We start from the raw sequence: 26,959 nt of genomic DNA on the forward strand, positions 1-26,959 counted from the left end.
GAAAGAAGGGGCGTTTGGGCGTTGCGCCTTGATGCGCTGACCACGCCTGGCGCTGAGTTGCAGAGCAGGCGTACGAGCCGCGCAGGCTGCAAAGGGTCTTGAAGGAGCGGTCCTTGCCGCCTGCATCAGAACGGTCGCGACGCAGCGGTGCGCGCCCGGGCCGTTCAGCGCACGCCTTCTGGGAAATACGGACAAAGGTTCCCCGAGCATGGCAAATAAGGAACGGGGGCAAGATACCCTGTCGGCCATACCGCCGACCGGCTTCCTTGCGATCGTATCGAGGGGAACCATCGCAAGACCCGGAGTGGAGAAAGGCAACGCTGTGCATGGCGTGAACAGCAAAGTTCCAGCCGTTATGTTCCTGGTGAACCCAAATCGAATTGCTGGAAGGGTGATCCCGACCCGCGCAGCGCCGGCAAACACTCTGCGCGCCACTCCGAATAGCGCCCAGCCGACCTGCAAGGATCGGCCACTCAGCGCACGCGTCTGGGGCGATACGACGAATTTCAGCGTTTGCGCTGGATGCGCATTGTGACCGCCGTGTCCGTTCTCGCGCCGACGCCAGGCAATCCGAGCCCAAACACCAGGCCGGCAAGAAGACGGAACGCGTGCGCGCATCCACTCGTGTTGGCCTAGTTTTGGCATTGCGCCCAGTTTGTTTCACAGGGGCGATTGGAGGGCCTGCTTCTTTCAAATCCGCCACTGCCCGGTTGGGCGAGCCTGCGAGCTTCAATTGGCAGGGCTCGCCTCATCCAGAAAGCTCTCCAGATCGGCCGTGAACTTGAACGGGTTTTTCAGCATGAGAAAATGATCTCCTTGCTCGGCCTTCGTGTAGATGAAAAGCTTGGAGCCAGGGACCTGTTTGTGCGCCCAGCGCTGGGCCGCGACATTCAGGCTCCATTCCCCCGTGAAGAAGGCGACCGGAACTGTGTTCAGTTTGTGCTGGATTACTTCGCTCCAGTCGATCGAGGCATGATTGTACATCACCTTGATCATGGACGTCATGTCGCTGTGCACGAATGCGTTCGCGAAGGCCTCTGAATTGGCGAATGGCTTGGAATCGCGCAGCATGAAGCGTTCGATGAAGCTCGTACTTTGGGGGTCAGGGCTGGCTGGCGGCGGGGTCTTGAGAAGTGCGACGACGTCATCCGGGGTGTCGGCGACGACGGCCCTTTCGCGGCGCTCCTCGACCGTCCAGTCGGGGCGCGCGGCGATCGAGACAGGCTCATCGACAAATGCGACTTTGCGGATCGTATCCGTTCCAAACAGGTCAATGTAGCTCCAGATGACCGAAGCGCCCATCGACCAGCCGCTGAAATCCGCCTTCTCAATATGCAGGTGATCGACCAGATCTTTCAGGTCCTTCGAATAGCGCGCTATGCTGTTGCCATAGTCGACATTCGGAGAGAGGCCCTGGTTGCGCGGATCCAGGACGATCACGCGATGCGTCTTGGACAGAAGGTACATGACGTTGATGTATTCCGCGCCATTGGCCGACCAGCCTGGCACGAAAATGATCGGATCGCCTTGACCCGCTTCCCAATAAGTCAGGCGTACCCCGTCGCTCGTCGCGAACGTCTTGATCTCGAGGCCACGAAAGTCGCTCAACTTCCTGGGCAAGCCCGCGATGTCGTGGGGAAAGGTGAAATCCCGTCCCAGAACATCGATGGCAGGTGCCGCGATGGCTGGCGAACTTGCCGTGATGAGGCCGGCAAGCGCGGCCGCTAGCGATGTCTTCGTTTTCATGCTGGTTCCTTCGTGCCAGGCAATTTCGCCCCTTTTGCACCATCGGCATCGGCCATAGGACTTGATCCAAGTTCGGATAAATGCTCAGCGGATCGCAACTCTTGAATTGTGGGGTTTCAAATGGACCGGTTGCTGGCAATGACCTATTTCGTGAAATCCGTGGAATTGGGGTCGTTCAGCGCAGCGGGAGAAGCGTTTGGGGCATCGTCCCAACTGATCGGCAAGCATGTGCTCAAGCTGGAGCAGCATCTGGGGGTTCAGTTGCTCGTGCGCACGACCCGGCGCCAGCATCTGACCGATTTCGGACGCACCTTTTACGAGCGCGCCAAGATCATCCTGGCCGAAGTCGATATCGCCGAGTCTCTGGCTGCCGAAACACAGCAGACGCCAACCGGGAAGCTTCGGATCAACGCGCCCGTCAGCTTCGGCATGTACTCCTTGGCGCACAGGCTTCCCGAATACATCGAGGCCTATCCGGCCGTGACCGTGGAAATGAACCTTACTAACCGAACGGTCGATCTGGTCGAGGAGGGGTACGATGTCGTGTTCCGCGTGGGCGAATTGTCCGACAGCCGTCTCATGACGCGATCGCTTGCCGACTATCGGTTCATGGTCTGCGCCTCCCCTGCCTATTTGGAAAGGCATGGGCCAATCGCGCATCCCCTGGATCTGCAGGGCCACGATTGCCTTTGCTTTTCCTATACGGAGCTTCGCACGCACTGGGCATTCGATGGGCCCGAGGGGCGCGTGGTCGTGCCGGTGCAAAGCCGCTTTGCGGTCGATCACGGTGAGCCGATCCTTCAGGCGGCGCTCGCAGGGTTGGGGGTCATGTTGCAACCGGTCGAGCTTGTTGAAAAGCATATTGCGGAAGGCTCGCTGGTGCGACTGCTCCCGAATTGGGAGGCGCCATCAAGACCGATGCATCTGCTCTATGCCCCTGACCGGCGGCTCACCCCTAAGCTCAGAAGCTTTCTGGACTTTGCCATCGAGGCCTTTGCCTGACTTCGAAGGCGCAAGCGTCCCTTGCATCTCAACAACGGCGGGATCCACCTGCGCTTCATCGTAGCCGTCTATATGAGGTAAGGCCTTGCGGCGACTTTCGGCGCGCCTAGTCCAGCGCTTGAGTCAAGCGCCGCGGGAGCGGGTAACCCCATTCGGCGTAGAGCGATGCGAAGGTGCGCATGAGGGTCGCCAGAGGCTGCGAACTATCGTTCTTGCGGTGCAACAGCACGATCGGGCTGACGGCCTTGGGGCGCACTGGGCGGCAGATGACTTCGGGATGTGCCAGCCATTGCGAGGTCGCCGGAATCAGGCAGGCCCCGGCGCCTGCCGAAACCATGATGAGCGCGGTTTCCAATTCACGGACCTCGACGATCTCGCTCGGTTCCAGTCCGCGGTCGCGAAAGATCGACAGGACCAGGTCGGCATGGCTCGGTCGGGGCTGGCGTGGATAGAGGATGAGCGGGATACGGGCCAGTTCGGCCAGATCGACCGGCTCGTTCGCGGGGCCTGATCCTGGCGGAAGGGCTGCCAGGAGACGCTCCTCGCGCAGGACTTCGCGCTGGAGTGCGGGATCCTCGATCCGTACGCGCCCAAGGCCCGCATCGATCCGGCTGTCCTTGAGCGCCTCGACCTGTTCGAGGCTGTTCATTTCGGTCAGGACAAGCTCCGTATCGGGATCGTGCGTACGGAAGCGCCGAACGATCTGCGGCAGGCGAACGTAGAATTCGGATGGCACGAGCCCGAGTGTGAAGCGCGGCCGTTCGGCCGTGACGAAGCGCTGCATGGCCTGTTCCATGCGATCCTGGCGCTCGAGAACCTGAAGCGCGTGGGTATAGAACAAGTGCCCGGCGGGGGTGAGCGTCAAGGGGCGCGATGAGCGCTCGATCAGCAAAGTGCCGAGTTCTTCCTCGATTTCCTGAATCCGCCGGCTCAGCGGGGGCTGGGCGATGTTCAGTTTTTCAGCCGCTCGCGTAAAGCTGCCTTCGCTCGCAACAGCGACGAAATAGCGCAAACGTCGGGTATCGATCATGGAAGGGCTCGCGGCTGCGGAGATGGAATTATGCCAATCTGGTATGAAGGCCAACCAAGATGGTCATTGCGTCGGCGGATTGCAAACCTACCTCGAGCTGGAAAATCACAAGCCGGCCAGTTCATCTCTGCACCGGCGCTTCAAAGATGGAGAAGGTCATGGAGCAGTCCCGCGTATTACCAGCCGGCGGTCTCATCCCCGATAAGTATCTTTCTGGTATGTTTTACGGCAACGGATGGGTTGCTGGCGAGGATCTGACGAAGGCCGTCGAGCCGGCCACCGGGACCGAATTGGGAACGATTGCCCTTGCCAACGCGGATACCGTTGCGAGTGCCGCGAAGGCGGCCCGTGGTGCACAGCGTGGTTGGGCGGCCATGTCCGCGGATGAGCGGGCCGCGATCTTCCTCAAGGCGCTCGCCATTGGCCAGCAGTTCGCCGACGACATCATCGCCTGGATCGTGCGCGAAAGCGGGTCGGCCCGCGCCAAGGCCGCCTTCGAACTGCAGGTGACGCTGAAAGCCATCCAGTTGGCCGCGGCAATGCCGCACCAGGCGCAGGGGCTTGTCCTGCCGACGACGCCGGGTCGGGTCAGCCTCGCCCGTCGTCGCCCGCTCGGCGTGGTGGGCATCATCGCGCCCTTCAACTTTCCGCTTTACCTCGCCATGCGCGCCGTCGCCCCGGCCCTAGCGGTCGGCAATGCGGTGATCCTGAAGCCCGATCCGCGCACTGCGATCTGCGGCGGGCTGGTGATCGCGCGGCTGTTCGAGCTGGCGGGCCTGCCGGCTGACGTTCTTCACGTCCTGCCGGGCGGCAGCGAAGCGGGCGAGGCTTTGTGCAGCGATCCCGAAATCGGCATGATCCAGTTTACCGGCTCGACCGGTGCGGGCCGTATGGTGGGCCAGAACGCCAGTCGACATCTCAAGAAGGTCAGTCTTGAACTTGGCGGCAAGAATTCCATCATCGTGCTCGACGATGCCGACATCGACCTTGCTTTGCGCAATGTCACCTGGGGCGTCTTTCTCCATCAGGGCCAGATCTGCATGTCGGCCGGGCGCGTGCTCGTCCATGAGGCCATCGCGGCCGATTTCGTCAAGGCGCTTGGCGAGAAGGCTGCGGCACTGCCGATGGGCGACCCGAGCGTTGAAGGTATTGCGATCGGTCCGCTGATCAACCAGCGTCAGGCCGATCATGTGGCGAAAGTCGTGAAGGAAAGTGTCGATGCCGGTGCCACGCTGATCACGGGCGGCAAAGCCGACCGGCTGTTCTATACGCCGACGGTTCTGGCCAACGTCTCGCCCGAGATGAGCGCTTTTCGCGAGGAAATATTCGGCCCTGTCGCGGTCGTTACGACCTTCGCCGACGATGCGGAGGCCATAAAGTTGGCCAATCAGACCGAATATGGCCTTTCGGCTGCGATCCAGTCGCGCAATGTGTCGCGGGCCATGGCCATGGGAGAGCAACTCCAGACAGGACTGCTCCACATCAACGATCAGACGGTGAATGACGATGTCGTCAATCCGTTTGGCGGGGTAGGCGCCTCGGGCAATGGCAGTGCTGTGGGTGGGCCGGCCAACTGGGAGGAATTCACCGAGTGGCAGTGGGTCACGATCAAGGGAGAGGCGCCGGCTTACCCGTTCTGAAGTCGGCGGCAGTCATAATAAAAAGAAGGAATAGTATATGTCGGGCAAGCATTTTGACGTTCTCATAGTCGGAAGCGGCGCCGCCGGTTGTGTCGTCGCGGACTATCTCTCCGAACATACGGACAAATCGATAGCCGTCCTCGAAGCGGGCCCCTTGGATCGCAACCCGATGATCCATATTCCAGCAGGTTATTCCAAGCTGCTAGCCAAGGACAAGGCGGTCTGGCCCTATGAGACAGTGGTCGTAAATGGCCAGCGCCGACGATTTCGCATGGGCAAGGTCGTGGGCGGCGGCACCTCGGTCAATGCGATGTGCTATGTGCGCGGGCAGAAGCAGGACTTTGACGCCTGGCAGGAGGCCGTGGGCGAGGAAGGCGACTGGTCGTGGGAGACCATGCGCGCGACCTACATTGAGCAGGAGCGCAACAACACCTTCCACAACGAATACCACGGCATCGACGGGCCGCTTTCGGTCGAATTGCCAGGGCGCATCAACGAACTCAATCAGCGGTGCATGAAGGCGTTCCAGGAATTCGGCCTTCCCTACAACCCTGACTATAACGGTCAAAGCCAGGCTGGTGTCTCTCCGGTCCAGTCGAACACCGACAACGGCAAACGCGCGAGCGCCGCGGTGGCTTACTTGCACCCACGGGTCGATAGTGGTCGAGTGACCTTGTTAACTTCGCGCACGGTCACGAAAATCCTGATCGAAAATCGCAAGGCCGTAGGCGTTTGCGTTCTGCATGGCACGCAGGAGGAGCGCATCTACGCGGATCTCGTCATCCTTTCTGCCGGTGCGGTCCAGAGCCCCAAGATCTTGATGCACTCGGGTATTGGCCCGCGCGCGCAGCTGGAGTCTTTCGGAATCCCGGTAATCGAGGATCTCGCCGGGGTCGGGGAGAACCTGCACGATCACCCGATCATTCCGATCGCCGCCTTCGTCAAGGGCAAGATGGGCTATCAGGCTGCCGCGCAGGGTCTGGGCATGCTGGTCTCGGGGGTGCGCTACCTGACGACGAAGGATGGGCCCGCCGCGGGCAACGGCATCGAAACCGTGTCCTACTGGGACCCGGAGGATCTGCAGAGCGAAGAGCCCACGGTTCAATGTTATCATGAGCCGATCATTTCGCAGGACGGGCTCAACCCTTCGGGTGCGCGATCAGGGGTAACCTTTGCAACCGTCGTCTTGCAGCCTCGCAGCCGCGGTACGGTGAAGCTGGCCGACGCCGATCCTACCTCGATGCCGCTCATCGATCCCAACTTTATCGGCGATCCCTACGATTTGAAGGTGGGCATCGCGGCGGTCAAGTCGGTGCGCAAGGTGATGGAGCAGCGCTCCCTGGCGGACGTGATTGAGGAGGAGTTCGTTCCCGGAGCCAAGGTGCAAACCGACGAGGAGCTCGCAGCCTTCGTCAAACAGGTGGCGACCACCATGTGGCACCCTGTGGGGACCTGCAAAATGGGGCGCAAGGACGATCCGATGGCTGTCGTCGATGCCTCGCTCAAGGTGCGAGGGATCGAGGCGCTTCACGTCATTGATGCCTCGATCATGCCCCGGATCATCAGCGGCAACACCAATGCTCCGACGCAGGCACTGGCGCGGCACGCCTCCAAAATGCTGGTAGCGAGCTATTTCAGCTGATCTTGGCGAGGGCCCACGGCATGGCTTGCGGGGCAGGCGATGTCGTGGAGCCTTTAGTCCACGCCCTGGGAAAGCACGGCAGGAGCGCCGTACCCCCAGTCCCGGTACTTGCGGGCGATGATGCTTTGCATGAGGCTCAACTCAGGCGAATGGTCGCCGGGTCGATGGCTCATGATTATAGGGGAGGTTGCGCTCTCGGCAAGCTCGCGAAAGGCGACGTCGTGGCTTCGGGCGCGTCGAACGGATTCGGGCACGATGGCAATGCCTTCCTCGGCGGCGACGAGCCCGATCGCGATTTGCAATTCGCGCGCTTCGTGGACGATCCGGGGCTCGATCGAATAGTCCCGGAACGTCGAGATGACCTGGTCGGCATAGCTTGGTCGCGGCTGACGGGGGTAGATGATCTGCGGTTCCGTCGCGAGATCGTGCAACGAGATCGGGCCGTCGCCATGCGCCAGGGGATGGTCCATGGGAAAGGCCGCCACCAGCTTTTCGTTACGCAGGACGATGCGGCGAACGGCGGGGTCCTCGAAGCGAATGCGACCAAAGCCGACATCGATCCTTCCCTCCTTGAGAGCGGCGATCTGATCAAGCGTCGTGCTTTCGACGAGGACCAGTTCGACGTCGTCTGCACACTTACGGAATTCCCGGATGAGTTCGGGCAGGCGCGCGTAGATCGTCGAGGCGACGAAGCCTATCACAAAGCGACGCTGTTCGCTCGCCGCTGCCGCCTTGATCATGGTTTCCACATCCTCGATGCGTGCAAGCAGTTGCAGTGCCTGGTTGTGAAGGAGCTTGCCGACCGCCGTCAGACGCAGCGGCCGGCTCGAGCGATCGATCAGCACCGATCCAACCTGGGCTTCGAGCTGTTGTATCGCGCGCGACAGGGGGGGCTGCGCGATGTGCAGGCGCTCGGCCGCGCGGATGAAATTTCCCTCCTCCGCGACCATGACGAAATAGCGCAAAAGTCGAAAATCCATCATCGATAAACCTTACAAATTACCCTGAGGGTATTGAATCCAGACCGCATTGATCATTGTCTAAGGCGTTATCCAAGCATAAATTGCTGATCAAAGCTAATCTTTCGGGAGAGTCGCTGTCATGGCTGCGTTGGATCGCGCTGATACCTTCATTGTCGATGTGCCGACAATTCGCCCGCATGTCCTGGCCATGGCCACGATGCATTCGCAGGCGATGGTGATCGTGCGCCTGGTGGATGGTGACGGCGTCGAAGGCCTTGGCGAAGGTACGACGATCGGGGGCTTGAGCTACGGCAACGAAAGCCCCGAAAGCATCAAGTCGGCGATCGACACCTACATTCTGCCCGTTCTTGAGGCGAGTGACATCACGCGCGTCGGTGAGACGATGGGCAAGGTCAACGCCTGCGTGCGTGGCAACCACTTCGCCAAGTGCGCCGTCGAATCGGCCCTGCTCGACATGGCGGGCAAGCGTCTTGGCGTGCCGGTTTCCGAACTGATCGGCGGTGGCCGCGTACGCGACACGCTGCCCGTTGCCTGGACACTGGCGAGCGGCGACACCGCGCGTGACATCGCCGAAGGCGAGGCCATGCTCGAGGCACGCCGCCACAACATCTTCAAGCTCAAGATCGGCAAGCGTTCGGTGCGCGACGACGTCGCCCACGTGGGGGCGATCTGCAAGGCGTTGGGCGACCGCGCGAGCATTCGTGTCGACGTGAACCAGAACTGGAGCGAGACGCAGGCCAAGCTTGGTATGGCGATGCTGCACGACGTGGGTTGCGACCTCGTCGAGCAGCCGATTTCCGGTGACGACATTGCGGCGATGGCGCGTCTCTCGATAGGTCAGACAATCCCGCTCATGGCCGACGAGGCTCTGACCGGGCCGCGTTCTGCGCTGCGCATCGCGGCCGCTTCGGCGGCGTCCGTCTTCGCGCTCAAGATCGAACAGTCGGGCGGCTTGTTCGCCACGGCTGAAGTGGCCGCGATCGCCAGTGCGGCCGATCTCGGCCTCTATGGCGGCACGATGCTCGAGGGCAGTGTGGGCACGGCGGCCTCTGCGCACGTCTTTGCCACCCTACCGCGTCTCGACTGGGGCACCGAACTCTTCGGTCCACTTCTCCAGACCGACGAGATTCTGGCGCAGCCGCTGCACTACGCGAATTTTTCGCTCACGGTGCCGACAGGCCCGGGTCTTGGCATTGCCCTCGACGAGGACAAGGTCGCCTATTTTCGGCGCGACCGCGATGGTGCGCGCCTTCATGCAGTGAACACAGGAGCCTGATCCCCCATGCTTTTCATGGTTGAAATGGACGTCAACATCCCGCTCGATTTCGATGCCGAAGAGGCAGCTGCGATCAAGGCGCGCGAGAAGGCCTATTTCCAGGAACTGCAGAAAGCGGGCACCTGGCGCCACATCTGGCGCAAGGTCGGTCTCTATTCCAACGTCAGCATCTTCGATGTCGAGAGCAACACCGTGCTGCACGATACGCTGATGGGGCTGCCGCTCTACCCCTTCATGACGATGACGATCACGCCGCTGTGCCGGCATCCCTCTTCTCTGCACGACGACGACCGGTGAGGCGCGTCGCCTGATTTTACAATTTTCAAGTCCACTGGGAGAGTTCAAATGGACGTAAGTTTCGTAAAGGCGCCGGAAATCCAGAAGCTGCTCGATACCGCCGCCGGCATCCCGCAGGAGAAGGGCGATCCGCGCCTGAAGGCGATTGTGCGCGATCTGACCGAATCCATCATGGAAGTCATCGTCAAGCACGACGTCTCGGAAGATGAATTCTGGGGTGCCATCAAGTTCTTCGCGGACGGTGCGGGCGAACTCGGTCTGATCGCGCCGGGCACCGGCCTCGAGCACTTCATGGACCTCTACATGGACGCCAAGGATGCGGAAGCCGGCCTTGAGGGGGGCACGCCGCGCACGATCGAGGGACCGCTCTACGTTTCGGGTGCACCGCTCGTCGAAAATGGTGCGAACCTCTCGAGCGATCCCGATCCCGAGGCTGATAATCTGTACATGACCGGCGCGATCACGGGCCCCGATGGCGAACCCGTCAAGGACGCGATCGTGCATGTGTGGCACGCCAATTCGGCCGGTTGGTACTCGCATTTCGACCCGACCACGGAGCAGACCCCCTTCAATAACCGCCGCCGGATCAAGCTGGGCGATGACGGGAAATATAACTTCCACTCGAAAATGCCGAGTGGCTATTCGTGCCCGCCGGGCGGCGCTACCGAAACGCTCATGTTCGCCCTCGGCCGCCACGGCAGCCGTCCTGCCCATGTGCACTTCTTCGTCGAGGCGCCGGGCTACCGCACGCTGACCACGCAGATCAACTTCGGCGACGATCCCTTCGCCAAGGACGACTTCGCGTTCGGCACCCGCGAGGGCCTGCTGCCAGTTCCCAGCCGCCAGGGCGACCGCGTCGATCTGGCCTTCGACTTCCAGCTGCAGAAGGCCAAGGACGAAGGCGACGAGCAGCTCTCGACCCGCCGCCGCGCCCACGCCGAGATCGAGCCGACCCCCGAAGCCGAGTCGGTCTGAGACCGGCTCGCGCCAAGAGAACAAGGGAGACAGGATCATGCATGAACGTTTGAAGGAAAAGGTCGCAACGGCGGTTGTCGACGATCCCGAAACCGGCGCCTTCCGGTGCCGCCGGGACGTCTTCACCGACCCGCAGTTGTTCGATCTCGAGATGAAGTACATCTTCGAGAGCAACTGGGTCTACCTGGCCCATGAGAGCCAGGTCGCGAACAAGCACGACTACCTCACGGCCTATATCGGTCGCGTTCCCGTGATCCTGACCCGTGCCAAGGACGGTGGGCTCACCTGCGTGGTCAACGCATGCGCCCACCGCGGTGCCCAGCTGTGCCGCAAGAAGCGCGGCAACCAGCCGCTCTACGTCTGCCCCTTCCACGGCTGGAGCTTCAAGACCGATGGCAAGTTGCTGCGCGCCAAGGATGCCAGCACCGGCGCCTATCCCGAGAGCTTCGATTCTGACGGCTCGCACGACCTGACCCGCGTGCGCGTCGAGAGCTACCGCGGCTTCATCTTCGGCTCGATCAACCACGACGTGCTCCCGCTCGAGGAGCATCTGGGCGAGGCCAAGGTGATCATCGACCAGATGGTCGACCAGGCCCCCGAAGGTCTCGAGGTGCTGACCGGCAACTCGACCTACACCTTCGACGGCAACTGGAAGATGCAGATGGAGAACGGGTGTGACGGCTACCACGTCAGCTCGGTCCACGAGAACTACCAGTCGACCATGGGCCGACGCGCCGAAGGCGGCACCAAGGCGGTCGACGCCAATGGCTGGTCGAAGGCGCCTGCAAGCGGCGTCTACGGCTTCGAGCACGGTCACATCCTGCTCTGGACCCAGGTGATCAATCCCGATGTCCGCCCGATCTGGAACCGCAAGGACGACCTCGAGAGCCGTCTCGGCGTCGACAAGGCGAAGTTCATCATGGAGCAGACGCGCAACCTTGCGCTCTATCCCAATGTGTTCTTGATGGACCAGTTCTCGACCCAGATCCGCGTGGTGCGCCCGATCGACGTGCACACCACCGAGGTGACGATCTATTGCTATGCCCCCAAGGGCGAGAGCGCCGAGGACCGTACGCACCGCATCCGCCAGTACGAGGACTTCTTCAACGTCACCGGCATGGGCACGCCCGACGACCTTGAGGAGTTCCGCAGCTGCCAGAACGCCTATGAGGGCGCTGGAAGCCTGTGGAACGACCTCAGCCGCGGGGCGACCCGCTGGATCGAGGGTCCGGATGCCAACGCCAAGGCGATGGGCATGAACCCGCTGCTCTCAAGCGAACGCTCGGAGGACGAAGGCCTCTTTGTCCGCCAGCACGAGTTCTGGGCGCAGATCATGCTGGATGGCCTGGAGAAGGATTCCACCCCCGATGAAATGATGGAGGCTGCGGAATGACCCTCACTCTCGAAAAGAACCGCACCGCGCTGTCCTACGAGGAAATCTGCGCATTCCTGTACCGCGAGGCACGTCTGCTCGACGATCGCCAGTTCGAGGAGTGGCTCACTTGCTATACCGAGGGCTGCGAGTACTGGATGCCGGCCTGGACCGACGACGATGCTCTCAGCACCAATCCGCAGACCGAGATCTCACTGATCTACTACGCCAATCGCGGCGGTCTCGAGGATCGTGTCTATCGCATCAATACCGAGCGCTCCTCGGCATCGATGCCCGAGCCGCGCACCTGCCACAATCTCGCGAACATCGAGATCGTGGAGAGCCGTGAGGGCGAGATCGACGTGCGCTACAACTGGCACACGCTCAGCCACCGCATGAAGAAGACCCAGAGCTTCTTCGGCGCCACCTTCCTGACGCTCGACGTTTCGCAAGACGCACCGCGCATTGCGAAGAAGAAGGTTGTCCTCAAGGACGACTACATCCACCAGGTCATTGATATCTATCATATCTGAGGAACTGCACGTGATCTTCGAAGGACGGTTTGCCGACAAGGTCATGATCGTGACCGGCGCGGCGCAAGGCATTGGCGAGGGTGTGGCCACCCGCGCCGCGGCCGAAGGTGCAAGCCTCGTACTGGTGGACCGGGCCGAATTCGTGAAAGACGTGGCCGAGACGATCGTCGCCGCGGGCGGCAGGGCTGTCTCGGTCTCGTGCGACCTCGAGACCTACGAGGGGGCAGCGCTCGCGGCGAGTACCGCGCTCGAGGCATTCGGACGCATCGACATCCTCGTCAACAACGTGGGCGGCGCGATCCGCATGCGTCCGTTTGCCGCGTTCGAGCCCGACCAGATCGACGCCGAGATCCGCCGCTCGCTGATGCCGACGCTCTACTGCTGCCACGCAGTCCTGCCGCAGATGCTGGAGCAGGGCGGCGGCACCATCGTCAACGTCTCGTCCAACGCGACGCGCGGCATCCGCCGGGTGCCCTATTCGGCAGCCAAGGGCGGCGTGAACGGCCTGACCATGAGCATCGCGATGGAATATGGCGAACAGGGCATTCGCTGCGTCGCCACGGCGCCGGGCGGCACTTCGGCCCCGCCCCGCAAGGTCCCGCGCAACGCCGAGGGCGACAATGCACAGGAGCAGGCGTGGATGGCCGAGGCGGTCGAGCAGGTCACCAGCTCCACCTTCATGAAACGATACGGCACCCTGGATGAGCAGATCGCCCCGATCCTGTTCCTCGCCTCGGACGAGGCGGGTTACATGACCGGCTCCATCATGCCCGTCGCGGGCGGCGATCTGGGATAAGGAAAACCCATGTCTAAAATCTTCGAAAGCCCGGCAGCCGCGCTTGAAGGCGTGCTGTTCGACGGGATGACGATCATGTCGGGTGGCTTCGGCCTTTCGGGCAACCCGGAAAGCCTGATCCCCGAAATCCGCAAGGCGGGCGTCAAGGACCTCACTGTCATCTCGAACAATGCGGGCGCGGACGGGTTCGGCCTGTGGATGCTGCTGGAAAGCCGGCAGGTGAAGAAGATGATCTCGTCCTACGTGGGCGAAAACAAGCTCTTCGAAAGCCAGTACCTCTCGGGCGAGCTCGAGCTGGAACTGAATCCGCAGGGGACGCTCGCCGAGCGCATCCGCGCGGGCGGTGCGGGCATTCCCGCCTTCTACACCAAGACGGGCGTTGGCACCGTCGTTGCCGAGGGCAAGCCGGTCGAGAGCTTCGAGGGCGAGGACTACGTGCGCGAGACCTGGCTGCGCAGCGACCTGTCGATCGTGAAGGCCTGGCGCGCGGACCCCGAGGGCAACCTCATGTTCCGCAAGACCGCGCGCAACTTCAACCCGAACATGGCGACCGCGGGCAAGGTGACCGTGGTCGAGGTGGAAGAGATCGTGCCCGAGGGCACCTTCGATCCCGACGCGATCCACACGCCCGGCATCTTCGTCGACCGCGTCGTGCTCTCGACCATCAACGAGAAGCGCATCGAGAAGAAGACCGTGCGCGAGAGGGAGACCGCATAATGGCCTGGGACCGCAACCAGATGGCCGCGCGCGCGGCCAAGGAGCTGAAGGACGGCTTCTACGTCAACCTCGGCATCGGCATCCCGACGCTCGTCGCCAACTACGTGCCCGAGGGCATGAAGGTGACGCTGCAGAGCGAGAACGGCATGCTCGGCATCGGGCCGTTCCCTTATGACGGCGAGGAAGACCCCGATCTCATCAACGCGGGCAAACAGACCGTCACCGCATTGCCGACCTCGAGCTTCTTCTCGAGCGCCGACAGCTTCGCGATGATCCGCGGCGGCCACATCGACATGGCCGTGCTCGGCGCGATGGAAGTCAGCCAGAACGGCGACCTCGCCAACTGGATGATCCCGGGCAAGATGGTCAAAGGCATGGGCGGCGCGATGGATCTCGTCGCGGGCGTGAAGAAGATCGTCGTCGTCATGGACCACTGCACCAAGGCGGGCGAGTCCAAGATCCTGCCCGAATGCACCCTGCCGCTCACCGGCAAAGCGGTGGTCGACATGATCGTCACCGACCTGTGCGTCTTCGCCATCGACCGCAAGAACGGCGGGCTCACGCTCGTCGAACTTGCGCCCGACGTGACGCTTGACGAGGTTACGGAAAAGACCGCTGTTCCGTTCGATGCATCGGCGCTGGAGGGCGTTGCCTGATGCCTTTTGCTACGGTTCGGGGTGCGCAAATCTACTGGAAGATGGACGGGCGCGAAGGCGCACCTGTTCTCGTCCTCCTCAATTCCATCGGTTCGGACATGGACTTGTGGGACCCGGCGCTGCCCTTCCTGCGCAACGACTTTCGCCTGCTGCGTATCGATACGCGTGGCCATGGTGCGTCGTTCGCGCAAACCGGCGATTATTCGCTTTCGCTTCTGGCCGAAGATGTTCTCGTCGTGGCCCTTGCGGCCGGTGTGGAGCGCTTCGCGCTTGCGGGCGTCTCGCTCGGCGGCATGATCGGCATGGAACTCGCTCTCTCCCACCCGGGAGTTCTGGAAAAGCTGATCCTGATCTGTACATCGGCAACGATGGACGCAGCCGCATGGGACGCCCGCATTACAACCGTGCGGGGACAAGGCATGGGGGCGATCGCCGAGATGGCGATGGGACGCTTCCTTTCGCCCGCGTTCAAGGCCGAGGAGCCGGCCGTTTGGGACGCGGTCAAGCGCGGGCTCATCGCGACTGATGCACAAGGCTACGCCGGCTGCGGCGCGGCAATCCGCGACATGGACCTCAAGGACCGGATCGCCGGCATCGGCTGCCCGACACTTGTCGTCACCGGTACGCGCGACACCTCGACCCCGCTGGAAGGCCATGGGGAATATCTCCTCGCCACGATCCCGGGCGCGGCGCATCTGCCGCTGGAGGCCGCGCACCTTGCCCCGCTCGAGGCGCCGGTTCCGCTGGCAACGGGTATGACTTCCTTCCTTCAGAATTGAGAACCAACGTGACCCAGGCTTTCATCTGTGATGCCATCCGTACGCCCGTCGGCAAGCTGGGCGGCTCGCTTTCGTCCATCCGCGCCGACGATCTGGCTGCTTTGCCATTGACCGCGCTCATGGCGCGCAATCCGGGCGTCGACTGGGCCCGCGTGGACGATGTCATCCTGGGCTGCGCCAACCAGTCGGGTGAGGACAACCGCAATGTCGCGCGCATGGCGACGCTGCTGGCAGGCCTTCCCGAAAACGTGCCGGGCGTGACCGTCAATCGTTTGTGCTCGTCGGGCCTCAATGCCATCGGCATGGCAGCCCAGGCGATCAGGGCGGGCGATGCGGACCTGATGATCGCGGGCGGGGTCGAGCACATGACCCGCAGCCCCTACGTCCTGGGCAAGGCGGGCAGTGCCTTCGGTCGTGATCAGAAGATCGAGGATACCACGCTGGGCTGGCGCTTCATCAATCCCCGGATGAAGGAACTCTACGGTGTCGACACGATGCCGCAGACCGGCGAGAACGTCGCGGAGGAATACGGTGTGAGCCGTGAGGACCAGGACCTTTTCGCCTTCGCCAGCCAGGAAAAGGCCGCTGCTGCGCAGGCCAGTGGCCGTCTCGCCAGGGAAATCGTGCCGGTCACGATCCCGCAACGCAAGGGCGATCCCATCGTCTTCGACACCGACGAGCACCCGCGCAAGTCGAGCCTCGAGGTTCTCGCCAAGCTCAAGCCGGTGGTGAAGCCCGGCGGTACGGTCACTGCAGGTAACGCATCGGGCCTCAATGACGGCGCCGCAGCAATGCTGGTCGCTTCCGAAGAGGCCGCCAGGTTGCACGGCCTGACCCCGCGCGCACGTGTCGTGGGCATGGCGGCGGCTGGCATTGCGCCGCGCGTCATGGGCGTTGGCCCGATCGAGGCCGCGCGCCGCGTTCTTGCGCGCCAGAACCTTACGATGGACCAGATCGACGTGATCGAACTGAACGAGGCCTTCGCGAGCCAGGCCATCGCGACACTTCGGGCCCTCGACATCGATCCGCTCAACGATACGCGGGTCAACCGCAATGGCGGCGCGATCGCGCTGGGCCATCCGCTGGGCATGTCCGGCGCGCGCATCGCAATGAGCGCGATCGAGGAATTGCATGAAACAGGCGGCCGCTACGCGCTGGCTTTCCTGTGCATCGGCGTCGGCCAGGGCCTCGCAGTCCTGTTCGAGCGCGTCTGAACGTCAAAGAGAATCCGGGTGAGGTCGTCATGAGTACAGAGTCTGTCGTTATCGTCGGTGCCGGGCACGGGGGCGCGCAATGCGCCGTGGCGCTTCGCCAGAATGGCTTCGAGGGGGCGATCACGGTGATCGGCCGCGAACCGGAATTGCCCTACGAACGTCCGCCACTTTCGAAGGAGTACTTCGCGCGGGAAAAGACTTTCGACCGGCTCTACATTCGTCCCGAGACCTTCTGGGCCGAAAAAGACGTGACCTTCCGGCTCGGCACGGAGGTGACCGCCGTTGACGCGCAGGCTAAGGCGGTCACGCTCTCGAACGGCGAGACGCTGGGCTACACGAAGCTCGTGTGGGCCACCGGAGGCGATCCGCGCCGCCTGACCTGTTCGGGGGCGGAACTCGCCGGCGTCCATGCGGTGCGCACCCGCGAGGATTGCGATCGTCTCATGGCCGAAGTCGATGCGGGTATCTTGCGCGTGGTCGTAATCGGCGGTGGCTATATCGGCCTCGAGGCCGCGGCCGTGCTGTCCAAGATGAACCTTGCGGTCACGCTGCTCGAAGCCCAGGAGCGGGTGCTGGCGCGTGTCGCGGGCAAGGAACTATCGGCTTTCTACGAGGCCGAGCATCGCGCGCACGGGGTGGATCTGCGCACTTCCACAATGGTCGATTGCCTCGTTGGTGATGGGCATCGGGTGACCGGTGTGAAGCTCGCTGACGGGACGGTCCTTCCCGCCGATGCGGTGATCGTGGGCATCGGCATCGTTCCTGCCGTCCAGCCGCTGGTTGCCGCGGGCGCCAAGGGCGCGAATGGCGTCGATGTCGATGACCATTGCCGCACCTCGCTCTCCGATGTCTATGCCATCGGGGACTGCGCGACGTTTGCTTGCGACTATGCGGGCGGTATCGCGATGCGGGTGGAATCGGTACAGAACGCCAACGACATGGCCACCTGCGTCGCCAAGGCGATCTGCGGCCAGGAAGCGGCCTACAAGGCGTTCCCCTGGTTCTGGTCCAACCAGTACGATCTCAAGCTGCAGACCGCCGGCATCAACGCCGGTTACGACCAGACCGTGCTGCGCGGCGATCCGCAGGCGCGCAAGTTCTCGGTCGTCTATCTGCGCGCAGGCAAGGTTGTCGCGCTCGATTGCGTGAACAACGCCAAGGACTTCGTGCAGGGACGCAAGCTCGTTGAGGCGGGGGCCGAGCTCGATCCGCAGACTCTCGCCGATCCCGAGAAGCCGCTCAAGGAACTGCTGAGCGCCTAGAAAATGGCGCGCAGCGCTTTCGGGGAAGCGCAGGCCAGGTCAGCAAGTTCGTCAGGCGCGCGCGTTCGGCGCACTCGGCTCAGCTCATACCAAGTCTCTGAGATGCTGACGCATCGGACTTGGTAAATGCTCAAGCGCCGCACGGGCTTAACCAAGACCCGATGAGTCAAGCTCATCGGGTCTTGGTCTCAATCGTCATCCTCCTCGATCAGGTCGGAACGTGCCTTTTTGCATAAGGACGCGATGAGATGACCCTCATCGCGTCCTCGATGTTTAGAAGATCTTCATCAGGCGAAGCTGGAAGCGATCCGCTTCTCGAAATCCGCCTGAGACCTGCACCATTCGACCTGCGCTTGCTTCGAGCTGAAATGACTTGGACACCATGGTCTGGAAGGCTACGCGCACTTGCTGGTTTTCCGTCCGGTTCCCGTTGTCGAGGCCGTCGACGAATTGCTTGCCGCCCCAGTAGCCTGCATACCCGAGGGCAAGCGAGCTTTTGGAGTTCAGGGCATAGCGACCCCAGACCTGGACCGAGGCGGTCTTGTTCTGGGAAAGCGTCTGCTTTTCCACGCCGTACTTGTCGTTGTCGCCATACCAGATCACGTCTCCGGTAACGTCGAGCGTGACATTCTTGCCCAGGCCCTGGATGAGGCCGATCTGCATGTCGTAGGTCATGCGGTTGCCGCCCAGGTTCACAGACTTGCGGTGGTCGTAGGTCCCTGTCGGGATCGAGACAATCGGGGAGACGCCCAGATACGTCCCATGTTCGCGATCCGGCTTGTTCACCAGCCAGATGGTCGCGAACGGGATGATGTCGCCAACCCCGGAAGAGCTGTCGAGCCGCTGGCCATTGATCTGGCCCCCATGCAGGCTTCCGATTGGAATGATGATCTGCGGGTCGACGATGAAAGGGCCGATCTTTGTGTAATGGACAAGGCGCACAAGGGTAATATCGGAATCCAGCTTTGTGCCGTCATCCAGGACCGTTCCATCTGGCAATTCCAGCTGGTCGCGATCGGTGTGCATGTAGTAAACGAGCGCAAGGTTCGTTCCCGCCGGGAGGGCGGTGTAGTCGCCGGGATCTACATCGACGGCATGCGCGGCCGGGGGTAGAGCGAATGTTGCAGCGCATGCCAGCAGTGTGCTCAAGGCGCGCGTCATCGATGGCCGTTTAACCATTGTGTGAACTCCATTCATGTCAGTTGTTTTGAGGAAGGGTCTGAAGAAAGGGCTGGTCAGGTCCGCATGAAACGCGCGGCCTGTTCGCCAATGATGACACAGCCAGCCATTGTATTGCCGGTCGTGACGCGAGGCATTACCGATGCATCCGCGATCCGCAGACCTTCGATGCCATGTACGCGCAATTGCGCATCGACGACCGACATCTCGTCGCGCCCCATCTTGGCGGTGCAGCTCTCGTGCCAGTAGGTGACCGCTCCATCGCGCGCGAAATTTGCCAGCTCGGCGCCTTTGAGTGGTCCGGGCATGACCTCGCGTTTGTTGAAGCGGGCTAGCGGGGCAGCATTGCCGATTTCCCGGCACAGTTCGATGCAGCGCAAGATGGCCCTGCGATCGGCTTCTTCCGCCATTGTGTTGGCAAAGATCTGGACAGGATCTTTGGGATCAGCCCCGGTTATCTTGACCTGGCCGCGGCTTTGCGGGCGCACGACGGCTGGCGATAGTGACCAGCATCCGGCCGGCGGAGCATACCGCTCGGCCGTTTGCGGACTGGTGTAAGGTACCTCGATCTGGAAAGGCTGCAGGTCCGGGGTGTCCAGCCTTGCGTCGCTTTTCCAGAAGAAGGTCGCCTCGGCCGCGTTGTTGCGAAAGGGCAGGGCTTCCTTGTATTCCCATACGCAGCCGGCGATCATGAAGTGGTCCTGGTAGTTGGCGCCAACGCCAGGTAGATGATGAACCACGCGAATTGCATGCCGTTTCAGTTCGGCGGCGTCGCCGATACCGGATTGCATGAGAATTTTGGGCGTATTGATTGCGCCTGTCGACAGCACGACTTCGCTGCTAGCAGCAATCGAAATCGCGCGATCGCCAACAGCTATATCAACACCGGTGACTCGTTTGCCCTCAAATCGAAGCTTGCGGACCATCGCATTGGTCAGGACCGTAATATTCGGACGATCCAGGATCGGGCGGACATATGTTCGAAAGACGGAAAGCCGCTCTCCTTGCCGGATGCGCACGTTGGGAATGGCGGCGCCGCCATCGCCTTCCATCATCGCGCCGTTCATGTCGTCAAACGTTGCAATGCCTGCGCCTGCACAGGCTTCGAGCATCGCGGGCGCGATGGGCAGGGGATCGTCGGGGGTTTGGACATGAACGAGTCCACCCTTGCCACGGCGGGCTTCGTCTGGAGTTCCGCGCCAGTCTTCGATTTCCTTGTAGATGCTCAGGACACTGTCGTAATTCCAGCGGTCGTCGCCGGCTTCACTGGCAAAATAGTCCCAGTCGTTCTTGTGACCGCGCGCCCAGATCATGACGTTGATGGCGGAACCACCACCAAGCACCTTGCCCATCGAAAGAGGCATGCGCCGGTTGTTGATATGCGGATTGGGCTCGGCGCGGAATCCCCAGTCCCGTTCGGTACCAAGGTTGGTGAACCACTGGCCTGGTTGGATCACACTGGGTAGCTGGTCGCTACCACCGGCCTCGAGCAACAGGACCTGGACGTCAGGATTCTCGGCTAGTCTTCGGGCTACAACCGAGCCCGAAGAACCCGAACCGCATACAATGTAGTCGTAAGTCGAGCGCAAGTTCGTTGCGAGTGTGATCTGGTTGGCACGCGCTTTTTCCGCGAAGCCGGCCATCACACCGGCGGTGGCCGCCCCCACACCGGCTGACAGCGCGATACGCAGAAAATCGCGCCGTTCTATGCGCCCAAAGATCAGCGCATCCTGCGCGCGCGAGATCAATTCCTGCGCATGGGATAGGTTGGATGAATTGTCGCCCCGGTCCATTGTTGAGTCCTTCCCCTTGCCTGCGACTGCCGCGAGATTACAAGGGGGTAGCCCGGCTTGCAGCGTCCGTGCCGCGTTGCCGGTTTTGGTGCCATCTCCCTGATCTACCGGCTGGTCGTGCGGCATCGTTTTGTTCTCGAGGGCGTTTCCCCCTCTGGTCCAACTGATCTATTTTCGGAGGGGCGACTTGGTCCAAGACCAAGTAAGTATGTGGCTATACCAAAGCTGTATGCTGAATTATCTCTCTGAGAAACAAGTTTATTTGGAGGAATGAAGGTGATGGACCCGAAAGGACGACTACGGTTGCTTTCTGGCGCAACGAGGGCTCCAGGGCTCTTGAGGCAAAAATTTCGCGTTCTGAAAGAGACAAATGCTGCGGGGACGGATGGCGCGAAGCCCGGAGCCACACCGGTTCAGACAAGGGGCGGAATGACCGGCTCGGGTGCCTAGCCGCCGGTTTCGAGGTCGACCCATCCTGGCTGATCCGCCGCCGATTTTGCGTCACCAGCTGCGGTCCGTCTCCTTTCCCATTCTGGATGCCCAAGACGGGCCGGTGCACGAACCGCTTCGCGGAGGGTGTAATCGGCGCGGTACCTGCATGGATCGGACGTTGCGCTGGGGTTGAGCGTCGCTAGCCTTAGGCAGACCTTGCTGGCTCCTTTCAGTCAAGGAGCCATACGATGACCGAGTCCCTTTCCACCACCCCCGTGAGCCCGCTGCGCCAGCGCCTGATCGAAGACATGGACTTGCGCCGCTTCTCCATCGAGACGAAGCGCAACTACATTCGCGACGTTGCGCGTTTCTCCGCTTGGCTGGGGCGCCCTCCCGACAAGGCCACGGCGGAAGACCTGCGCCGTTTCCAGGTCGAGCAACGCGAAGAAGGGATGGCGCCCCCGACGATGAACAGCATCGTTTCCGCGCTGCGCTTCTTCTTCACGCAGACGTTGGATCGCCCGGATCTCTCGCGCCGGCTCTACCGCGAGAAGCAGGTGCGCAAGTTGCCGGTCGTGCTCAGCCGCGAGGAAGTGGCGCGCCTGCTGCAGGCAACGACCTGTCTAAAGCACCATGCCGCCCTGGCGGTTGCCTATGGCGCGGGCCTGCGCGTCGCTGAGGTGTCGATGCTCAAGGTGGGCGACGTTGACAGCGAGCGCATGCTGCTGCGGGTCGAACGCGGCAAGGGCGGCCGATACCGTAACGCCATGCTTTCCAACGACCTGCTCACCCTGCTGCGCGAATGGTGGAAGATGGGCCATCGCGAAGGCGTGCTGCACCGCGACGGATGGCTGTTCCCCGGCCAGCATCCCCTCAAGCCGATCAGCACCAAGCAACTTCACCGCGTTGTCGTCGAGGCCGCCCAGTCCGCCGGGATCGCCAAGCATGTGAGCCCACATACGCTGCGGCACAGCTTTGCCACGCATCTGCTGGAGGACGGGATCGATATCCGGATCATCCAGACCTTGCTCGGTCATGCCAAGCTCGAGAACACCGCCTTCTACACCAAGGTGGCGACGCGCACCGTCCATGCCGTGGTCAGCCCGCTGGACAAGCTGGGGATCGTCGCTCCTGCGCCGGTGGCGCCCGACGGCTGAACGCCTTGCGCACCTCGCTCGAGGTCGCCGATATCTTCCGTAGCGCCGGGCCCGCTTACAGAACAGCCCATGCAGGGCACCTGAGCCTGGCCCAACTCAAGGTCATGGCGGCGATCGAGAGCTGTCGCACCGCAGCCCTCGGCGGGCACATCGAAGCCTGCCAGGACTGCGGTCATTGGCGGATCGCCTACAACTCCTGCCGCAACCGGCACTGCCCAAAGTGCCAGGGGGCGGCGGCGCGCGCCTAGCTCCAGGAGCGCGAGGCAGACCTGCTCCCGGTTGGCTACTTTCACGTCGTCTTCACGCTGCCCGCTGAGGTCGCCGACATCGCGTGGCAGAACAAGGCGCCGGTCTACAACCTCTTGTTCAAGGCGGCCGCGCAGACGATGCTGACCATCGCAGCCGATCCCCGGCATCTCGGTGCCCGGATCGGCATCACCGCGGTGCTGCACACCTGGGGTTCGGCAATGATGCATCATCCCCACGTGCACATGATCGTGCCGGGCGGCGGCATCGCCCCTGGCGGCACGCAGTGGATCTCCTCGCGTCCCGCCTTCCTCCTGCCTGTGCGCGTACTGGGCAAACTGTTCCGGCGCCTGTTCCTCACCCGGCTGAACGCGCTGCATGATGCCGGCAAGCTCTCCTTCTTCGGCTCCATCGCCGATCTCTCGGACCGCTCTGCCTTCCAGCGCCATCTCAGACCCGCGCGAGGCAAGCGCTGGGTCGTTTACGCCAAGCCACCTTTTGCCGGCCCGCAGGCCGTGCTCGCCTACCTGTCGCGCTACACACACCGCGTTGCCATCTCGAACCCGCGTCTGGTCGGCTTCGACGAGACGGGCGTGGCCTTCCGATACAAGGACTATCGCCGCGATGGGCCCGATCGCCAGCGCGTCATGACCCTGAGCGCCAACGAGTTCATCCGCCGCTTTTTGCTTCACGTCCTGCCGCGCGGGTTCCATCGCATCCGCCATTACGGCCTGCTCGCCAGCGCCGCGCGCCACGACAATCTCGCGCTCGCCCGCCGCCTGCTTGCCGTCACGCCAGAGGCTGAGGAGCCAGAGCCCGAAGCCGAGCCCGACACCTGTGCACCATGCCCGTGCTGTGGGGGGCGCATGATCGTCATCGAAACCTTCCCACGCTGGAGCCAGCCCCGCGCGCCGCCCAGGCCCAGCCCGCAAATCCGGGAGCGCGTCGCATGACCCGGCATGGATCAACCCGCTCACGGGTCGCAGCAACCTCGCTTCGGCCGCCGGCTTGCCTTGCGCTTATCAGCCAGAACCGAGCTCCCGTGCCGATTGGATCATGTGCTCGAACGGTTATCCCCCCGTCGATCCGCCGGCGAAATCGGCCCATTGCGGGCCGGTTGATGAGGCTCGTACCGCAACTCGTCGCCCGTTCCGACGGGTCCAAAAGCGAAACACCCATAGATCGGTAATCGGGGCCCGCGGGTTCGTGCCTCGGAGACTTTCGTACGCCTGCCGGCGCCCGAAACTCTTCACGGTTGGCGACCGTCGGTTTTGGAGTGATGAATAGCAACTTGCTGCCGTTCCCGTTTTTTATCTTAGGACGGTGAGCGCTGACATTGCCGACGTCAGCGATGGGTCAAATAGTAGACTTTTACGATTTGCAGGGCATCTTGCCTGCTTCCCTCACCTAGACTTGAAGCGACGTCCATTTTATATGACATGTTGTGGTAATGCAGCTTTTCAAGATCGCCGCTAGCGCGTTCGTGCTACTAGTCTTGGGCTCGTGCTCGCAACTTTTCCTCGTGAAAGCGGCGCTGATCGATGGAGAACTTGTTTTCACGAGTAGCGATGATGATGTCACGGCCTACCCGTGGTGTTGGGGAAATCTCACCATTGTAGATGAAGATGGGCGCGCTGTCTGGGAGTTCGAAGTTCCTTACGGGGCTTTCAACGGCAGAGATGAGTGTGGTCCTAATTTCCCAATTCGATATGGCCAAGCGCCGCCGAAGGCCGAAACGATGGTGGAGCCTCAAGCACTCGAAGGCGGCAAAACTTACGTGATCACTGGTCAGTCCGCTGGATTTCTGGAAGGGGCCTTTGAATTCCAAAAGACAGATGCCGGAATGAAAATTCAAAATCTATCTCCGGGAAGTGAAATAGCGCTCAGAGCGCGCGACGCTTATTTTGCTTGGCAACGTGATCACGATCCTTCGAGAGTTTCCCAGAGGCCAACTGAATATAATCCATTCGTAGAACCACCGCCGGTGTCGATCCCGCATGATTATCGCAAGGGAACATCTGGGCGCGATGACCTTACGTGGGTCCTCGGTCCCGACGAGTGGTGGAGCATGCCATCCCTCAGCTATCAAGACCTCAACGGCGAGCGAACAAAGTTCAATCTATGGTGCCGTTACACCAATGGTCCGGTATATGCTCGCGTGACGCCGCCTGCGAAGAAGGGGGCGTCATTAGAGATCAGCTCTGGACGGCACCACATGGCCGTTCGAGTAATCGGTGCTGGAAATCCCGGCGAACAGACACGGATAGATGCAGTTCTGCCATGGGATGCTGCCCTATTTCAAAGCTTTGCCGAAACTGGGAATCTGACGCTCGAAACTGCGCGGGGGACCATCGAGATGAATGCGATAAACAATAAGGAGCGCGCGGTCGTAAGTCGATTTTTTCAGCTTTGCGCAGGCCAACTGCCGCATCCGGTGACCAAGAAAAATGGTTCGTAAAGCTGGATCGCACGCTATTCCGCTCCCCGCCCAACTCTACCCCTGAGCGTATGGGCGGCATCTGGAAACGGACAGACAGCTCTCAGGAGCGTCAAATCAGATTTGGAGCGGCCTACTTGGGCGCGCCCACGCCCCTCGGAGGGCAAGGCCGGTAGGGAAATTTCGTGCTTAGAACCCTGGAGGTTAGAAAGCTGCCAGCCCCTACTCCGAAATCTGCTCAGGCGAGCCGGACCTAGCAAATGAATATCCCCACAGGGGGGATGGGATCGAATCGCTAGGTAGACTATCGGGTTGAGTATGACTCCGCTTTCCGAACTTCTGCAGCAAAGCGCTGCGCATGCCTGGCTCTTCATCCCGAGCGCGATCCTGCTTGGCGCCTTGCATGGTCTCGAACCCGGCCATTCCAAGACGATGATGGCCGCCTTCATCGTCGCGGTGCGCGGAACCGTCCGGCAGGCCGTGCTTCTGGGGCTTGCCGCAACGGTGTCGCACACGGCGATCGTGTGGATTGTAGCGCTGGGCGGGGTCTACCTGTTCCAGGGGCTCAGCCCCGAAGGGATCGAACCCTATTTCCAGTTCGCCTCGGGGTTAATGATCGTTGCGGTAGCGCTGTGGATGCTCTGGCGCATCCATCACGAGCAATCGCACGACCACCATCATCACGATCATGACCATGACCATGACCATGACCATGCGCACGATCACCACGATCACCACGATCACCATCATGACCACGCGATGGATCACGATCTGGAGCACGCCCTCGATCTGACCGACGGCGGCTATCAGGACGCCCACGAACGCCAGCACGCCGAGGACATTCGCCGCCGCTTCGCCGGGCGCAACGTGACCACCGGGCAAATCGTAATGTTCGGCCTGACCGGCGGCCTTATCCCATGCCCCGGCGCGATCACCGTTCTGCTACTCTGCCTTCAACTCAAGCGCATTGCCTTGGGCTCGGTCCTCGTGCTCTGCTTCAGCATCGGCCTTGCCCTGACCATGGTCATGTCGGGTGTGATCGCCGCGCTCAGCGTGCGCTATGCCCAAAAGACCTTCGGTGGCTTCGGCACGCTGGTCCGCAAGGCGCCCTATGCCAGCGGCCTCGTGATCCTGTGCCTTGGGCTCTACGTTGCGCTACATGCCTACCAGACGCTTCCCTGAACCGGACACAATTGCATGAGTCACGCCGCGAACCCCGATCTCCTCAACCGTCTGCGCAGGGCCAACGGCCACCTCGCGAGCATCATTCGCATGGTCGAAGATGGTGATGATGGCCTCAAAATCGCTCAACAGATGCAGGCCGTCGTCGCCGCGCTTGAAAAGACCAAAACGCTGATCGTCACCGATCACATCGAGCATCACCTCGAGAACTTGATCGGGCCATTGCCTGGGGCCGTGCGTGAAGATCTCGCGAAGCTTGGGGAACTGGCGAAGTATCTTTGAGCTCTACCGTCCTTGTTGAGGAAGGCGTGAACCAACGCTGGCTCTGGAAACAAGGGATAGCCGTCAGCGAATGTCCGCTGCCAAGCGTAAACGTCGGGGCTCTGAATGGCGAACTTGGGCGCTAACTTCTAGGAAGTTATGGTCGCGCCAAGCTAGTCCAGGAGGGGCGAAAATTGAGCGCTGCGGTGCCGGTCCCGTAGGAAAGAAACGTTTATCGGAAATCTCGGGCGTCGCCAATTTGGTAGGATGCAAACCAGATCTCCGGGATCGAAGGCAGGTTGAACGAAGCGGACGAAGTGCTGTCCGATGCCCAGGCTTGCGAAAGTCAACG

At 61.8% G+C, this 26,959-nt stretch carries 23 protein-coding genes and 1 pseudogene; 19 read left to right on the plus strand and 5 right to left on the minus strand.

What is annotated here, in order from left to right; genetic code table 11:
• Window positions 1-729: 729 nt before the first annotated feature.
• Window positions 730-1,746 carry an alpha/beta fold hydrolase gene (locus HT136_RS02945; RefSeq protein WP_214197651.1) on the minus strand — a complete coding sequence of 339 codons (1,017 nt, stop codon included), beginning with the start codon at window positions 1,744-1,746 and terminating at the stop codon, window positions 730-732.
• A 138-nt stretch (window positions 1,747-1,884) separates the two neighbouring features.
• Here HT136_RS02945 and HT136_RS02950 point away from each other — a divergent pair, with 138 nt between their 5' ends.
• Window positions 1,885-2,748 carry a LysR family transcriptional regulator gene (locus tag HT136_RS02950; RefSeq protein WP_214197653.1) on the plus strand — a complete coding sequence of 288 codons (864 nt, stop codon included), beginning with the start codon at window positions 1,885-1,887 and terminating at the stop codon, window positions 2,746-2,748.
• Between the two features lie 106 nt (window positions 2,749-2,854).
• Here HT136_RS02950 and HT136_RS02955 read toward each other — a convergent pair whose 3' ends face one another.
• Window positions 2,855-3,778 carry a LysR family transcriptional regulator gene (locus tag HT136_RS02955; protein ID WP_246543304.1) on the minus strand — a complete coding sequence of 308 codons (924 nt, stop codon included), beginning with the start codon at window positions 3,776-3,778 and terminating at the stop codon, window positions 2,855-2,857.
• A 158-nt stretch (window positions 3,779-3,936) separates the two neighbouring features.
• Between HT136_RS02955 and HT136_RS02960 the strand changes: the two genes are divergently transcribed.
• Together HT136_RS02960 and HT136_RS02965 are read left to right on the plus strand one after the other, a co-directional pair.
• The gene (locus HT136_RS02960) at window positions 3,937-5,418 is read left to right on the plus strand and encodes a benzaldehyde dehydrogenase (protein WP_246543305.1); all 1,482 of its coding nucleotides are present in this window, start codon (window positions 3,937-3,939) and stop codon (window positions 5,416-5,418) included.
• Window positions 5,419-5,455: 37 nt separating this feature from the next.
• A complete protein-coding gene (locus HT136_RS02965; RefSeq protein ID WP_214197655.1) occupies window positions 5,456-7,060 on the plus strand; it encodes a GMC family oxidoreductase in 1,605 nt (534 codons plus the stop codon).
• A gap of 53 nt (window positions 7,061-7,113) precedes the next feature.
• Here HT136_RS02965 and HT136_RS02970 read toward each other — a convergent pair whose 3' ends face one another.
• Entirely contained in the window at window positions 7,114-8,040 is a 927-nt protein-coding gene (locus tag HT136_RS02970; RefSeq protein ID WP_214198350.1) for a LysR family transcriptional regulator, read from the minus strand.
• Window positions 8,041-8,161: 121 nt separating this feature from the next.
• Between HT136_RS02970 and HT136_RS02975 the strand changes: the two genes are divergently transcribed.
• The 11 genes from HT136_RS02975 to HT136_RS03025 are packed head-to-tail and all read left to right on the plus strand — an operon-like array spanning window position 8,162 to window position 17,920.
• A complete protein-coding gene (locus tag HT136_RS02975) occupies window positions 8,162-9,319 on the plus strand; it encodes a muconate cycloisomerase family protein (protein ID WP_214197657.1) in 1,158 nt (385 codons plus the stop codon).
• 6 nt (window positions 9,320-9,325) lie between these two features.
• Window positions 9,326-9,616, plus strand: coding sequence for a muconolactone Delta-isomerase (catC, locus tag HT136_RS02980; protein ID WP_214197658.1), 291 nt, complete (start codon window positions 9,326-9,328; stop codon window positions 9,614-9,616).
• Between the two features lie 48 nt (window positions 9,617-9,664).
• Window positions 9,665-10,591 carry a dioxygenase family protein gene (locus tag HT136_RS02985; protein WP_214197660.1) on the plus strand — a complete coding sequence of 309 codons (927 nt, stop codon included), beginning with the start codon at window positions 9,665-9,667 and terminating at the stop codon, window positions 10,589-10,591.
• A gap of 37 nt (window positions 10,592-10,628) precedes the next feature.
• Window positions 10,629-11,984, plus strand: a complete 1,356-nt coding sequence (locus tag HT136_RS02990; RefSeq protein WP_214197662.1) for an SRPBCC family protein — start codon at window positions 10,629-10,631, stop codon at window positions 11,982-11,984.
• A complete protein-coding gene (benB, locus tag HT136_RS02995) occupies window positions 11,981-12,496 on the plus strand; it encodes a benzoate 1,2-dioxygenase small subunit (RefSeq protein WP_214197664.1) in 516 nt (171 codons plus the stop codon). The genes HT136_RS02990 and benB overlap by 4 nt, the downstream gene beginning before the upstream one ends.
• A 10-nt stretch (window positions 12,497-12,506) precedes the next feature.
• A complete protein-coding gene (benD, locus tag HT136_RS03000) occupies window positions 12,507-13,292 on the plus strand; it encodes a benzoate diol dehydrogenase BenD (protein ID WP_214197666.1) in 786 nt (261 codons plus the stop codon).
• 9 nt (window positions 13,293-13,301) lie between these two features.
• Window positions 13,302-14,009, plus strand: a complete 708-nt coding sequence (locus HT136_RS03005; RefSeq protein ID WP_214197667.1) for a CoA transferase subunit A — start codon at window positions 13,302-13,304, stop codon at window positions 14,007-14,009.
• Window positions 14,009-14,665 (plus strand): 3-oxoacid CoA-transferase subunit B, encoded by a 657-nt coding sequence (locus HT136_RS03010; protein WP_214197669.1) that lies wholly within the window; start codon window positions 14,009-14,011, stop codon window positions 14,663-14,665. The genes HT136_RS03005 and HT136_RS03010 overlap by 1 nt, the downstream gene beginning before the upstream one ends.
• Window positions 14,665-15,444 carry a 3-oxoadipate enol-lactonase gene (gene pcaD / locus HT136_RS03015; RefSeq protein WP_214197671.1) on the plus strand — a complete coding sequence of 260 codons (780 nt, stop codon included), beginning with the start codon at window positions 14,665-14,667 and terminating at the stop codon, window positions 15,442-15,444. The genes HT136_RS03010 and pcaD overlap by 1 nt, the downstream gene beginning before the upstream one ends.
• A gap of 8 nt (window positions 15,445-15,452) precedes the next feature.
• Complete coding sequence (gene pcaF / locus HT136_RS03020; protein WP_214197673.1) at window positions 15,453-16,658, plus strand: 3-oxoadipyl-CoA thiolase; 1,206 nt, start codon at window positions 15,453-15,455, stop codon at window positions 16,656-16,658.
• 29 nt (window positions 16,659-16,687) lie between these two features.
• A complete protein-coding gene (locus HT136_RS03025) occupies window positions 16,688-17,920 on the plus strand; it encodes an NAD(P)/FAD-dependent oxidoreductase (protein ID WP_214197675.1) in 1,233 nt (410 codons plus the stop codon).
• 273 nt (window positions 17,921-18,193) lie between these two features.
• Here HT136_RS03025 and HT136_RS03030 read toward each other — a convergent pair whose 3' ends face one another.
• Together HT136_RS03030 and HT136_RS03035 are read right to left on the minus strand one after the other, a co-directional pair.
• Window positions 18,194-19,069: a transporter gene (locus HT136_RS03030; protein WP_214197677.1), complete on the minus strand. Its 876-nt coding sequence runs from the start codon at window positions 19,067-19,069 to the stop codon at window positions 18,194-18,196.
• An 86-nt stretch (window positions 19,070-19,155) separates the two neighbouring features.
• Window positions 19,156-21,018 (minus strand): GMC family oxidoreductase, encoded by a 1,863-nt coding sequence (locus HT136_RS03035; protein WP_246543307.1) that lies wholly within the window; start codon window positions 21,016-21,018, stop codon window positions 19,156-19,158.
• A 554-nt stretch (window positions 21,019-21,572) separates the two neighbouring features.
• On the opposite strand from HT136_RS03035, the gene HT136_RS03040 reads away from it, so the two are divergent.
• The 5 genes and pseudogenes from HT136_RS03040 (at window position 21,573) to HT136_RS03060 (ending at window position 26,628) form a co-directional block, all read left to right on the plus strand.
• Entirely contained in the window at window positions 21,573-22,481 is a 909-nt protein-coding gene (locus tag HT136_RS03040) for a tyrosine-type recombinase/integrase (protein WP_214197679.1), read from the plus strand.
• A 5-nt stretch (window positions 22,482-22,486) separates the two neighbouring features.
• A pseudogene (locus HT136_RS03045) lies at window positions 22,487-23,680 on the plus strand (IS91 family transposase).
• 497 nt (window positions 23,681-24,177) lie between these two features.
• A complete protein-coding gene (locus tag HT136_RS03050) occupies window positions 24,178-25,185 on the plus strand; it encodes a hypothetical protein (RefSeq protein ID WP_214197681.1) in 1,008 nt (335 codons plus the stop codon).
• Window positions 25,186-25,482: 297 nt separating this feature from the next.
• The gene (locus tag HT136_RS03055; RefSeq protein WP_214197683.1) at window positions 25,483-26,346 is read left to right on the plus strand and encodes a nickel/cobalt efflux transporter; all 864 of its coding nucleotides are present in this window, start codon (window positions 25,483-25,485) and stop codon (window positions 26,344-26,346) included.
• A gap of 15 nt (window positions 26,347-26,361) precedes the next feature.
• Window positions 26,362-26,628, plus strand: a complete 267-nt coding sequence (locus HT136_RS03060) for a metal-sensing transcriptional repressor (protein WP_214197690.1) — start codon at window positions 26,362-26,364, stop codon at window positions 26,626-26,628.
• Window positions 26,629-26,959 lie beyond the last annotated feature (331 nt).

The sequence above is a fragment of the Novosphingobium profundi genome, from assembly GCF_018491765.1.
Taxonomy (GTDB): Bacteria; Pseudomonadota; Alphaproteobacteria; order Sphingomonadales; family Sphingomonadaceae; genus Novosphingobium; species Novosphingobium profundi.

What these genes read in the sequence shown, in the direction of transcription:
- HT136_RS02945 (WP_214197651.1), bottom strand. Translation starts at nt 1,746, where the DNA reads ATGAAAACGAAGACATCGCTAGCGGCCGCGCTTGCCGGCCTCATCACG.
- HT136_RS02950 (WP_214197653.1), top strand. Translation starts at nt 1,885, where the DNA reads ATGACCTATTTCGTGAAATCCGTGGAATTGGGGTCGTTCAGCGCAGCG.
- HT136_RS02955 (WP_246543304.1), bottom strand. Translation starts at nt 3,778, where the DNA reads ATGATCGATACCCGACGTTTGCGCTATTTCGTCGCTGTTGCGAGCGAA.
- HT136_RS02960 (WP_246543305.1), top strand. Translation starts at nt 3,937, where the DNA reads ATGGAGCAGTCCCGCGTATTACCAGCCGGCGGTCTCATCCCCGATAAG.
- HT136_RS02965 (WP_214197655.1), top strand. Translation starts at nt 5,456, where the DNA reads ATGTCGGGCAAGCATTTTGACGTTCTCATAGTCGGAAGCGGCGCCGCC.
- HT136_RS02970 (WP_214198350.1), bottom strand. Translation starts at nt 8,040, where the DNA reads ATGGATTTTCGACTTTTGCGCTATTTCGTCATGGTCGCGGAGGAGGGA.
- HT136_RS02975 (WP_214197657.1), top strand. Translation starts at nt 8,162, where the DNA reads ATGGCTGCGTTGGATCGCGCTGATACCTTCATTGTCGATGTGCCGACA.
- catC (WP_214197658.1), top strand. Translation starts at nt 9,326, where the DNA reads ATGCTTTTCATGGTTGAAATGGACGTCAACATCCCGCTCGATTTCGAT.
- HT136_RS02985 (WP_214197660.1), top strand. Translation starts at nt 9,665, where the DNA reads ATGGACGTAAGTTTCGTAAAGGCGCCGGAAATCCAGAAGCTGCTCGAT.
- HT136_RS02990 (WP_214197662.1), top strand. Translation starts at nt 10,629, where the DNA reads ATGCATGAACGTTTGAAGGAAAAGGTCGCAACGGCGGTTGTCGACGAT.
- benB (WP_214197664.1), top strand. Translation starts at nt 11,981, where the DNA reads ATGACCCTCACTCTCGAAAAGAACCGCACCGCGCTGTCCTACGAGGAA.
- HT136_RS03005 (WP_214197667.1), top strand. Translation starts at nt 13,302, where the DNA reads ATGTCTAAAATCTTCGAAAGCCCGGCAGCCGCGCTTGAAGGCGTGCTG.
- HT136_RS03010 (WP_214197669.1), top strand. Translation starts at nt 14,009, where the DNA reads ATGGCCTGGGACCGCAACCAGATGGCCGCGCGCGCGGCCAAGGAGCTG.
- pcaD (WP_214197671.1), top strand. Translation starts at nt 14,665, where the DNA reads ATGCCTTTTGCTACGGTTCGGGGTGCGCAAATCTACTGGAAGATGGAC.
- HT136_RS03025 (WP_214197675.1), top strand. Translation starts at nt 16,688, where the DNA reads ATGAGTACAGAGTCTGTCGTTATCGTCGGTGCCGGGCACGGGGGCGCG.
- HT136_RS03035 (WP_246543307.1), bottom strand. Translation starts at nt 21,018, where the DNA reads ATGCCGCACGACCAGCCGGTAGATCAGGGAGATGGCACCAAAACCGGC.
- HT136_RS03040 (WP_214197679.1), top strand. Translation starts at nt 21,573, where the DNA reads ATGACCGAGTCCCTTTCCACCACCCCCGTGAGCCCGCTGCGCCAGCGC.
- HT136_RS03050 (WP_214197681.1), top strand. Translation starts at nt 24,178, where the DNA reads ATGCAGCTTTTCAAGATCGCCGCTAGCGCGTTCGTGCTACTAGTCTTG.
- HT136_RS03055 (WP_214197683.1), top strand. Translation starts at nt 25,483, where the DNA reads ATGACTCCGCTTTCCGAACTTCTGCAGCAAAGCGCTGCGCATGCCTGG.
- HT136_RS03060 (WP_214197690.1), top strand. Translation starts at nt 26,362, where the DNA reads ATGAGTCACGCCGCGAACCCCGATCTCCTCAACCGTCTGCGCAGGGCC.